This is a genomic window from Thermomonas sp. (genome assembly GCF_035369645.1).
Taxonomy (GTDB): Bacteria; Pseudomonadota; Gammaproteobacteria; order Xanthomonadales; family Xanthomonadaceae; genus Thermomonas.
This window is the reverse complement of the sequence record NZ_DAOOUM010000045.1, coordinates 1-10367: the sequence shown is the minus strand read 5'-3', so window position 1 is coordinate 10367 and position 10367 is coordinate 1. Positions and strand designations below refer to the sequence as shown.

8 protein-coding genes and 1 pseudogene are annotated in these 10367 nt (G+C 59.8%); 5 read left to right on the top strand and 4 right to left on the bottom strand.

The genetic code is table 11. The features are described 5' to 3' along the window. Positions 1 to 554: aldehyde dehydrogenase family protein (locus PK789_RS09225; RefSeq protein ID WP_324308472.1), on the top strand; the 554-nt coding region annotated here is incomplete at its 5' end. A 113-nt stretch (positions 555 to 667) separates the two neighbouring features. On the opposite strand, the gene PK789_RS09220 is transcribed toward PK789_RS09225, so the two are convergent. Next, entirely contained in the window at positions 668 to 2026 is a 1359-nt protein-coding gene (locus PK789_RS09220; protein WP_324308471.1) for an OmpP1/FadL family transporter, read from the bottom strand. A 203-nt stretch (positions 2027 to 2229) separates the two neighbouring features. Between PK789_RS09220 and PK789_RS09215 the strand changes: the two genes are divergently transcribed. Continuing rightward, positions 2230 to 2922: a rhomboid family intramembrane serine protease gene (locus PK789_RS09215; protein WP_324308470.1), complete on the top strand. Its 693-nt coding sequence runs from the start codon at positions 2230 to 2232 to the stop codon at positions 2920 to 2922. A gap of 81 nt (positions 2923 to 3003) precedes the next feature. Here the strand turns inward: PK789_RS09215 and PK789_RS09210 are convergent. The 3 genes and pseudogenes from PK789_RS09210 to gpmI all read right to left on the bottom strand — a co-directional run. Then, positions 3004 to 4350, bottom strand: a pseudogene (locus PK789_RS09210) (S41 family peptidase); the annotation flags it as partial. Positions 4351 to 4482: 132 nt separating this feature from the next. Then, entirely contained in the window at positions 4483 to 5718 is a 1236-nt protein-coding gene (locus PK789_RS09205; protein ID WP_324308469.1) for a murein hydrolase activator EnvC family protein, read from the bottom strand. Then, positions 5718 to 7262 carry a 2,3-bisphosphoglycerate-independent phosphoglycerate mutase gene (gene gpmI / locus PK789_RS09200; protein ID WP_324308468.1) on the bottom strand — a complete coding sequence of 515 codons (1545 nt, stop codon included), beginning with the start codon at positions 7260 to 7262 and terminating at the stop codon, positions 5718 to 5720. Before gpmI ends, PK789_RS09205 begins: the two co-directional genes overlap by 1 nt. Before the next feature lie 162 nt (positions 7263 to 7424). Between gpmI and PK789_RS09195 the strand changes: the two genes are divergently transcribed. From PK789_RS09195 to PK789_RS09185, 3 genes are all read left to right on the top strand, one after another. Continuing rightward, complete coding sequence (locus tag PK789_RS09195; protein WP_324308478.1) at positions 7425 to 8066, top strand: DUF4097 family beta strand repeat-containing protein; 642 nt, start codon at positions 7425 to 7427, stop codon at positions 8064 to 8066. A 35-nt stretch (positions 8067 to 8101) separates the two neighbouring features. Then, positions 8102 to 9811 carry a M28 family metallopeptidase gene (locus PK789_RS09190; protein WP_503011934.1) on the top strand — a complete coding sequence of 570 codons (1710 nt, stop codon included), beginning with the start codon at positions 8102 to 8104 and terminating at the stop codon, positions 9809 to 9811. 76 nt (positions 9812 to 9887) lie between these two features. Then, the gene (locus PK789_RS09185) at positions 9888 to 10280 is read left to right on the top strand and encodes an MAPEG family protein (RefSeq protein WP_324308466.1); all 393 of its coding nucleotides are present in this window, start codon (positions 9888 to 9890) and stop codon (positions 10278 to 10280) included. Positions 10281 to 10367 lie beyond the last annotated feature (87 nt).

The window sequence follows — 10367 nt, the reverse complement described above, 5'->3', positions numbered from 1 at the left end:
CCATCGGCGACCCCGGCCTGCCCTCCACCGATGTGGGCCCGGTGATCGACGAGGACGCCAAGGCCATTTTGGTCGAACACGCCAAACGCATGGACGCGGAAGCCAAACCCATCGCCAAAGCCACGTTGGGCGCGGGCTGCGAGCACGGCACCTTCTTTGCACCGGCGGCATGGGAACTGCATTCCATCGCCCAACTCGACCGTGAAAAATTTGGCCCGGCCCTGCATGTGGTGCGCTGGAAAGCCGACGAACTCGATACCGTGATCGACACCATCAACGCCACCGGCTACGGCCTGACACTGGGCATCCATTCGCGCATCGATGCCACCATCGAGCGCATCGTGTCGCGCGCCAAAGTCGGCAATATCTACGTCAACCGCAACCAAATTGGTGCGGTGGTCGGGGTGCAGCCGTTTGGCGGCCAAGGCCTGTCCGGCACCGGCCCCAAGGCCGGTGGCCCGCACTACTTGCCGCGCTTTGCCACCGAAAAAACCGTCACCATCAACACCACCGCCGCCGGTGGCAATGCCTCGCTGCTGACGCTGGGCGACTAAACCGGCTTGATGCTTCTGCCACCGCGCAGGGAAGCGAGGCCACAACCGGTAGCACACCCAACAAAAAACCCCCGCATCACTGCGGGGGTTTTGGTTGTCGCGTGCAGCAAAAATCAGAAGCGATATTGCATCGACACGCCAAACAAGTTGGCCTTGCCGGTGAACTTGCCAACCAGGGTCGATGTATTACCCGAGGCCGCATCCACCGGCAGGTTGATGGTCGGCGACTTGATCGCGATGTATTGATACGCCGCATCCAGCGACAGATTGTCGCTCACGTTCCAGCTGGCACCGATCGAATACAGCGTGCGATCGTTATCCGGCAGGCGCGGGGTGCGGGCCACGTCATTGGTCGGCGTCTTGTCCTTGCCGATACCGCCACGCAAGGTAAACGCCGGCGAGATGTCATATTCGGCACCCACCGACATGAAGTTGGTATTGCCCCAGTGGAAGGGCTCGCTACCCACCACGGTGCCGCTGTCGCGCTTGATGGTCACATCCTGCAATGAAGTCCAACCCGTCCGCTGGAAGTCTGCCAGCAAACGCAGGCTATCTGTCACGCCGTACTTGATGCTGACCGTGGTCACGCTGGGGGTCACCAGACGGGCACCACCATCACCATCCTTGAAGCGCGGATCCGCACCCAAAATGGCCGGCACGTCGGCGAAGTCTAGGGTGCCCTTCAACTCATGATCGATTTCCGAACGGTAGCTAAGACCAATCGCCAGCTTGTCGGTCGGCGCGATCTGCGCACCCACCACAAAACCAATGCTGTTGTTGCTGCCCTTCACAGTCAGGCTGCCATCCAGCGTCTGCGGTTTGAACGGATACGCCGGATTGAAGCAATTCAGCGGATTAGATGCAGCGCAAATCGCGGTACCGAAGTCGATATTTTTGCTGAGGGTAGCGGTGGCGCGCTCATAGATCAGGCCCGCGCCCAACGATACGCCGTCGGTCAGCTTCACGGCTGCCGACAGGGTCAAGTTTGCGGTCTTCACGTCCGACTCCAGCGCGCGGTAGCGCCCCACCCAGCCCTTGTCGTACTTGGTCGCCAGACCAAGTGACGAGCCTACGCTGGCACCCAAGGTCAGGCCTTCCAAAGCGCCATGCATCGGGAACACAGCCGCCATGTTGGGCACCAAGGTGGGCGCACCCGGATCGCCACCATTGCCACCGGTCAACGGTGCGCCGGGGTTGCCCAAGATGGCACCGCCACCGGTGAACTTGGCATTGAGGTCGATCACAGTCAGGTCGGACTGGAAGGTGTTTTTATCCAAATTGACCATCGCGGCCGGGTTCAGTGACACCACGGCAGCATCTTTGCCTACCATGCTGCCGGCGCTGGACTTGCCAAGGTTTTTCACGCTTTGCTCGCGCAGCTGGAAGCCTGAAGCCGCAGCTTGACCGACAAACAAGGTGCCGATGACAGCCAAGGCAAGCGCCGAGGTACGAAGGGTGAATGTGTTGCGCATCGAGGGTTCTCCGTTGACAGAGCAGCGTTGATGATGATGTTGCGAAGCTGGCTTGACCGGCCAACCTCGGCGTGTACTTGGGCGTATCTGGATATCTTGCCGGCTGACAGCCCGCCTCCACATACGTCTCCGTATGCAACTATACCCGAAATTTAACTGTCCTATAACATTCCCACATCAAGTCCTGTGATATAGCCCCATTCATGTTCGTTGGTATCTCACCACGCCCGCAACGCCACCTGCTTTGGGCAACACCTCTGCTATTTGCCGTGCTGTGGGGCGCTTACGTCGCCGCGGCGTTGATTGCCCCTGCGGGGCGCATTGCCACCACGCTGGATTGGGGGGTATTGACGGGTGGACTGGATACAGTTGCGGCATGGCAGCAGGCGTTTGCCGATGGCAGTGTGTTCCGCTTGTTTTCAGGCTTGTTCCTGCATGCGGACTGGATCCATCTGCTTGGCAATCTGGTGTTCTTGCTGATCTTTGGTTTGCCTGCGGAGCGGGTCATGGGAGGACGCCGGTTTTTGCTGTTGTTCTTGGTCGGTGGGGCGTTCTCCAATCTGGCCGCTGTGCTGGCGATTGGCGCACCGGACCGCGTGGTGATTGGTGCCAGTGGCGCGGTGTCATCGGTCATCGGCGCTTACTTGGCCTTGTTCCCCAGTGCGCGGCTGGGCGTGGTGCTGCCGTTGGGCCTGTTTTTGCAATTCGTGCGCGTTCCAGCTTTTTTGCTCATCGGCCTGTGGGCCCTGCTGCAAGTGGTCTTTGCCTATAGCGGCCCGGCACTGGGGGCGGTGGCATGGCCGGCACATATCGCCGGCTTTTTGTATGGCGTGGTCTTCGCGCTGCTCACTCGGGCAGCCATTGCTCGCCGCTTGCGCCGTAATCGTGGCTACTAAATCTATGCATCAGCAGGATCAAAACGCCACGCCCGCCTAAGCGAGAATGGCGCGCCAATGGAACGGACTTTATTTCGATTTTTTCGCTTTCAATTTCGCGGGTGCCGCTTTGGGGAGGATGACGGCCACGCCGGCCAGCTTCTTCAGTTCGTTCAGCGCGGCATCCACGGGTTTCTGACCCGGCAATACTTCGCCAGCATTATCGCCCTCCATCGCACCGGCTTCGGCCGCCAAATGCCCCGGCAACTCGGCCTCGCTGATTGGGGCTGGGCGGCGCTGCCCGTCTTGCGGATGCAAGACCACGTCCGGCTCGATCCCCAAGGCCTGAATGGAATGCCCACTCGGGGTGTAATAACGCGCGGTGGTCAATTTGACCGAGTCGCCGTTTTCCAGCGGCAGTAGGGTTTGTACGGACCCCTTGCCGAAGGTGCGGCTGCCCACCACGCGGGCGCGCTTGTTATCGTGCAGCGCGCCAGCCAACACTTCCGCTGCACTGGCTGAGCCGGCATCCACCAAGACCACTAACGGTGCACCGTGCAGACGATCACCAGGGGTGGCTTCGTAGCGGCTGGTTCCAATCGACTCGCGCCCCTTGGTGCTGACAATCTCGCCTTTGTCCAGCAACTCATCGGCAATCTGCACCGCCCCCACCAGCAAACCACCGGGATTGCTGCGCAGATCCAGCAACAAGCCACGCAGCGGTGCCGCTTTTTGTAGGGCATCCAATTGTTTGACGAAATCTGCCGCCGTGGATGCCTGGAAGCTGCCGATGCGGATATAGCCAAACCCCGGCTCCAACATCTTCGAGCGCACGCTAGCAGCACGGATGGTGTCCCGCACCAAACTGAGGTCAAACGGCTCTTTGACACCCTGACGCACCACCTTCACCACGACTTTGCTGCCCGCCTTGCCTCGCAGCGGCGCGGAAGCATCGCGTTGGCCTTTGGCCAACAGCGTGCCGTCAATGGCAACGATCCGGTCGCCACTGCGCAATCCGGCCTTTTCTGCGGGGCTGTCATCCAACGGTGCCACGACCCGCAACGACCCATCGGGCAGTTGCTGCAATTGCACACCAACGCCATCGTAGGTGCCACGGGTCTGTTCGTCGAAGTCTTCGGCGTCGGCCTTTTCCATGTAGGCGCTGTGTGGATCAAGATCCAGCAACAAGCCGCGCACCGCCGACTGCATCAGCTTGTGGTCATCCACCGGGTCCACATAGGCCTGCTTGATCGCGTTATAGACGGTGACATAACGCCGAATTTCGTCCAGCGGCACTTTTGCAGCGGCAGTGGACATCGCATCCGGGTCTTCGTCTTGCGGCTCTGCCGCCTGCGCGGGGTCAGACGTGGGCTTGTCTTGCGCCCAAGCCCGTACCGGTTGCAGTGCAAGCAAGATCAAAAGTGGAAGTGGAAGAAGTTTGACGCGCATGCATGCTCCCAATAAACCTAATGCGGAAGATCCGTCGTGGTTTGACACCGAGTGCGCCACAGGGTTCACCCCGTGGGCCACCCGCAAGTGATCGTCATCATGCCTGCGATTGGCACCGCAATGACAGCGGCGTCATTGCCGCTTCAGCCAATCGGCAGGATTCACCGGCGCGCCATTCCGGCGCAATTCAAAATACAAGCCGGGGCTGTCCTGTCCTCCTGAACTACCCACTGTGGCTACCGATTGGCCGCGCTGCACATGGTCACCGGCTTCGCGCAGCAGGCCATCGTTATGCGCGTACAGGCTCATATAGCCTTGCCCATGATCGACGATCAGGATGTTGCCGTAACCGGTCATCCAGTCGGCAAATACCACGGTGCCCTCGGCAACGGCCTTGACCGGTGTCCCGGCGGCGGCGGCGATCAACACCCCATCGCTGCGGCGTCCATCCGGCAGACGGCCACCAAAATTGGCCACCAAATTGCCGGTCACCGGCCAACTCATCCCGCCAACGCGTTGAATGACAGTTATTGCCGGCTGCGGCTTTGTGCGTGTTGGAGCAACTTTGCCAGACGCCTTGTTCTGCGCCTTGGCTTGCGCCTTGGCCAACCGCTCAGCCTCGGCCTTTGCCCGTGCCGCTTCACGCTCGGCGCGGGCCGCCGCTGCACGAAGTTGCGCCAATAAATCCTGCAACGCCTTGGCATCCTGACCCAATGCTTTTTCCCGCGCACTGCGGTCTTGATATTGATGCTCGATACCCGCCAGCACCCCCGCACGCTGCTGCCGGGACTGCTGCAACTGGGTCAACTGACTCGCCTGTTGTTTGCGTGCGCTATCCAAGGCGGCCTGTTGCTGCGCCATCCCCGTTTCCAATGCTTGGATACGTGCAATCTCGGCCGATACTTGGCGGATGCGCTCGACTTGTGCGCGTTGTAAATAACTCGCCAGTGTTACCTCACGCGCTGCGCCCGCAACCCGATCTTGCGCCAACAGCGCCTTCAACACCGGCGCATCCCCCTGCGCTTGCGCCGCCCGCAACAGCCGCGCGAGTTCGTCTTTGCGGGTTTGTAGATCACCGGCATGGCGGGCACGTTCGGCCTGCAAGCGGGCCAATTCGGCGGCACTTTGTTGCAGATGCTCTTGCGTTTTTTGCAAGGAACGCTGCGAACCACTCACTTGCTCGTCGGCCTCGCGTAGCTTGCGGCTGGCGTCGCCACGTTGCCCTTCCAATTGACGCCGCTGGATGGCGACTTCGCGCAACTCGCTGCGTACTTTTTGCAGGCGCTGCTCGGCGTCCTTGGTATCTTGCGCGTACGCAGCTGCCATCACGGCCAACACACACACAGCGGTGGCGATCAGTGCGCGCATCAGATGGCTTGCAACAAGCTCTGCCCGCTCATCTGCGCAGGTTGCGGCAGACCCAGCAGCTCCAGCAAGGTCGGGGCAACATCGCGCAAGGCCCCACCAGCGCGCAAGCTGACCGCACGTGCGCCCACATACACCAAGGGCACAGGGCCAACGGTATGCGCGGTGTGCGGCTGCCCGGTGACAGGGTCACGCATCATTTCCAGATTGCCGTGGTCGGCGGTGATCAGCAGCGCGCCCCCCACACTGCGCACCGCCTCGGTGATTTTGCCGATGGCAATATCCACCGCTTCGGCCGCAAGAATTGCCGCTTGCAAAATGCCGCTATGACCCACCATGTCGGGGTTGGCGATATTGCAGACGATGGCATCGAAGTGTTGCTGGGTAATGGCTGCCACTAGTTTTTCGGTCAACTCCGGGCAGCTCATTTCTGGCTGCAAGTCGTAAGTCGCGACCTGTGGGCTGGGAATCAAAATACGTTGCTCCCCGGGGAATAACGCCTCGCGGCCGCCGCTGAAAAAGAAGGTGACATGTGCGTACTTTTCGGTTTCGGCAATCCGCAACTGGGTCTTACCGGCATCCGCTAACAGTTCGCCGTAGGTCTGCTTCAGATCATCCGGCGCAAATGCCACCGGCGCCATCAGCTTGGCATCGTATTCGGTCAAGCAAACAAAACGCGACAACTGCGGGCGTTGCGCGCTGAATCCGTCGAATGCCGGATCCACAAACGCTGCGGTGAGTTGGCGCGCACGATCAGCGCGAAAATTCATGAACACCACTGCATCCCCATCACGCATGGGCAGTGCGCCATCCAGCACGGTGGGCAGCACGAATTCGTCGTTCTCACCACGTGCATATGCCATTTGCAAAGCCGTCAATGCATCTGGCGCGGATTGCTCGCCATCGGCATCGACAACGGCATTCCACGCCCGCAGCACGCGATCCCATCGCTTGTCGCGATCCATTGCGTAGTACCGCCCACAAACGCTGGCGATGCTGGCATTCCCCAATGCTGCACAATGCTGTTGCAGTGCACGCAAACTAGCCTCTGCCGATTGTGGCGGGGTGTCACGCCCATCCAAAAATGCATGCACAGCCACCTTGGCCACACCGGCGCGCTGGGCTAGTTCCAGCATCGCAAAAATATGCTGTTCATGGCTGTGCACCCCCCCCGGTGACAGCAAGCCCAGCACATGCAAGGTGCCGCCACTGGCATTGACCGCCGCACACGCGGCATGCAATTCGGCATTGGTAAAAAAGCTACCGTCCTCGATCGCGGCATCCACCCGCGTCAGGTCTTGATACACGATGCGGCCCGCGCCCAGATTCATATGCCCCACTTCGGAATTACCCATCTGCCCATCCGGCAAGCCCACGTAACGACCTTCGGTATGAATCAAGGTGTGCGGGCAGCTGGCAAGCAGGCTGCGCCAATTGGGCAAATTGGCCAATGCCAGCGCATTGTCGGCGGTTTCCTCGCGATGCCCCCAACCATCCAAAATCAGCAACACAACGGGCTTGGGTGCGGGCAACGTAGAGGTGGGCACGGGAAATCCTGTCAATCGGCATGGGAGTTTGCTGATTGTAGCGGCGCGTAAACCCTGCGCCCGCTTTTTGCATCATTGTTGGGTAACCCCCAAGGTCAGGAGACCAGGATGAACGATTTGCGCAAAAGTACCCCCGTATTGCTGGCAAGCTTGCTGGCCAGCATGGCCGCGTTAGCCAGCCCACAAACTGGCGGACATGCCCAGAGTATCGACAAGGTCAACGGCAGCATCACCGCCCAGGCCGGGCAAACCTATGGCGGACTGAGCACGGTCAATGGCGGCATCAAGCTGGAGCGCGGTATCCACGCCAAAGCGGTGGAAACGGTCAATGGCAGCATCGAGGCAACGGACGATGTCAGCAGCGACGCAGTATCCACCGTCAATGGCAGCATCCGCTTTGGCCGACAGGCGCGTATCGAAGGCAGTGTGGAAACCGTCAATGGCAGTATTTTCATTGATCGCAACAGTCAGGTACGCGGCGACATCAGCACCGTCAATGGTGGTATCGGGATCATCGGGACTGCGCTAGACGGCGGCATCGACACCGTCAATGGCGATATCACGGTGGGTGCCGACTCCCGGGTCAAAGGTGGCATCAAAGTGGAAAAACCCCATGGCAGCTTCGGCAGTTGGTTTGGCAAGCCCAAAATCCCGCGCATCGTCATTGGCCCCAATGCGGTGGTCGAAGGCCCGTTGGTGTTCGAACGCGAAGTGAAGCTGTACCTGCATACCAGCGCCAAAACAGGCGCAATCAGCGGCGCCATCGCAGTGCGCTATGACGGCACCCCGCCCAATAAAGATTGATGGCTAGAATCACCGGAACCCTTACGCGGAGTTCGGTGATGCGTCACGCCCTCTTGTCTTTGTCCTTGTTGGCCCTCTGCGCTTGCAGCCAGCACAAATCGGGGCCAGAAACCGGCCCCAGCACCTTGCCCGCGACCCGCGCGACCGCCAGCGCAGGGGATCACGCCTTTCGCGAGGCCATCAATACCGCCGATTTCATCGAGCATGTCCGCACCCTTTCCTCTGATGCATTTTCTGGCCGCGGCCCAGGCTCACCGGGTGAAACCAAAACCACCGATTACATCACCTCACAATTTGCTCGCATCGGCTTGCAGCCAGGTAATGGCGAAGACTGGCTGCAAACCGTGCCGATGGTAGAAACCACGGCAAACGACGCTACTGTGTTGACCCTGAATATCGGCACTGCTCAGCAAACATTGCACTTTGGCCGCGATATGGTGGTCGGCACCCGTACCGGGCATGCGCAGGTCGATCTCAAGGACAGCCCGCTAGTGTTCGTGGGTTATGGCGTGGATGCACCGGAACGGCAGTGGGACGACTACGCCGGTATCGATGTCAAAGGCAAGACCGTGATCATGCTGGTCAATGACCCTGGCTTTCATGCCAATGATGCCCGTCTATTCGACGGCAAACGCATGACCTATTACGGACGCTGGACGTATAAATTTGAAGAGGCCGCGCGCCACGGTGCGGCTGCGGCACTCATCATCCATGACGACGCCGGTGCGGCCTACGGTTGGGATGTGGTCAAAAACTCATGGTCGGGCCCGCAATACGATTTGCCCGCAAACGATGACCCTGCACCCCGCTTACCCGTGCAGGGCTGGCTCACCGGCGAGGCCGCCGATGCCTTGTTTAAAGCGGCCGGCCAAGACTTGAACAAACTACGTGCAGCGGCGAACAAACCTGGTTTCAAAGCGGTGCCTCTGGATGCCAGCGCGTCCATGACACTCAACAGCACGACGACCGAAAAAAGTTCGCACAACGTTCTTGCGCTGCTGCCCGGCAGCGAAAAACCCGACGAAGCCATCGTGTACATGGCGCATTGGGATCACCTTGGCACCCATCCTAATGAACCCGGCGACAACATCTACAACGGCGCGGTGGACAACGCCACCGGCGTGGCCGGCATCCTCGAAATTGCCGAGGCCTTTCGCCAAAATAAGACCCCACCCAAGCGTTCGATTCTGTTCATCGCGGTAACCCTAGAGGAGTCCGGCCTGCTCGGTTCGAAGTACTACGTCGCGCATCCCGTCATTCCGCTGGATAAGACCGTGGCGGTGATCAATTTGGACGCATTAGCCCCAATCGGCAAAGCCCATGACCTCACCGTGGTGGGCAAGAGCAGCTCGCAACTAGAAGACCTACTGAAATTGGCTGTGAGCAAGCAAAACCGTCATCTGGTGGATGAAGCCAACACCACCGCCGGCTACTACTTCCGGTCTGATCATTTCAATTTTGCCAAAGCTGGCGTGCCGGCGCTGTATATCAACAGTGGCACTGATCTCGTCGATGGCGGCCTCGCCGCCGGCGCAGCCGCTACCCGCGATTACACCGAGCACCGCTACCACAAGCCTGGCGACCAATACGACGCGGCAACATGGAAGGTGGATGGCATCGTCCAAGACCTAGACGCGGTCTATTCGGTTGGCGAACGCTTGGCCAATAACGGGCAATGGCCCAACTGGTACGCAGGCAACCCATTCAAGGCCCGCCGCGATGCAATGCGGAATGCTCAGCCCTGATCGCATCGCCCTGAACACGCCCATTTGCCCCAGGTATTCAGGCTAGACTCCCGGTAACCAACCGCCGGGAGTCACCATGTTCATTGCTTACTGCTGCATTCTGATCGCCGCATTGCTGCCATATTTGTGGGCCGTTCTCGCCAAGTCCAGCGCACCCGGCTACAACAACAAAGACCCCCGCGGCTGGGTCGCCAAACAAGAAAGTTATCGCGTCAAAAATGCCTATGCCGCACACCTTAACGCCTTCGAAGCCTTCCCGGCTTTCGCCGCAGCGGTGTTGATGGCGCAATTTGCGCAGGTGGATCCACAACGTGTGGCGTGGCTAGCCATAGCCTTCATCGCCTGCCGCATCCTGCATGGCATTTTCTATATCAGCGTACAGCAGGCGCTGCGCAGCCTGAGCTGGCTCGGCGGATTTATCTGTGTGGCAACGCTGATGATTTCCGCCCTGTTGAAAGTGGGCGGATAAACCACCGTCGAAAACTCCCCCCAAAGAAAACTCCCCCCAAAGAAAAACCCCGCAGAGTTGATCTGCGGGGTTTGGGATAAGGCCCTG

What these genes read in the sequence shown, in the direction of transcription:
- PK789_RS09195 (WP_324308478.1), top strand. Translation starts at nt 7,425, where the DNA reads ATGGCCGCGTTAGCCAGCCCACAAACTGGCGGACATGCCCAGAGTATC.
- PK789_RS09185 (WP_324308466.1), top strand. Translation starts at nt 9,888, where the DNA reads ATGTTCATTGCTTACTGCTGCATTCTGATCGCCGCATTGCTGCCATAT.
- PK789_RS09205 (WP_324308469.1), bottom strand. Translation starts at nt 5,718, where the DNA reads ATGCGCGCACTGATCGCCACCGCTGTGTGTGTGTTGGCCGTGATGGCA.
- PK789_RS09215 (WP_324308470.1), top strand. Translation starts at nt 2,230, where the DNA reads ATGTTCGTTGGTATCTCACCACGCCCGCAACGCCACCTGCTTTGGGCA.
- PK789_RS09220 (WP_324308471.1), bottom strand. Translation starts at nt 2,026, where the DNA reads ATGCGCAACACATTCACCCTTCGTACCTCGGCGCTTGCCTTGGCTGTC.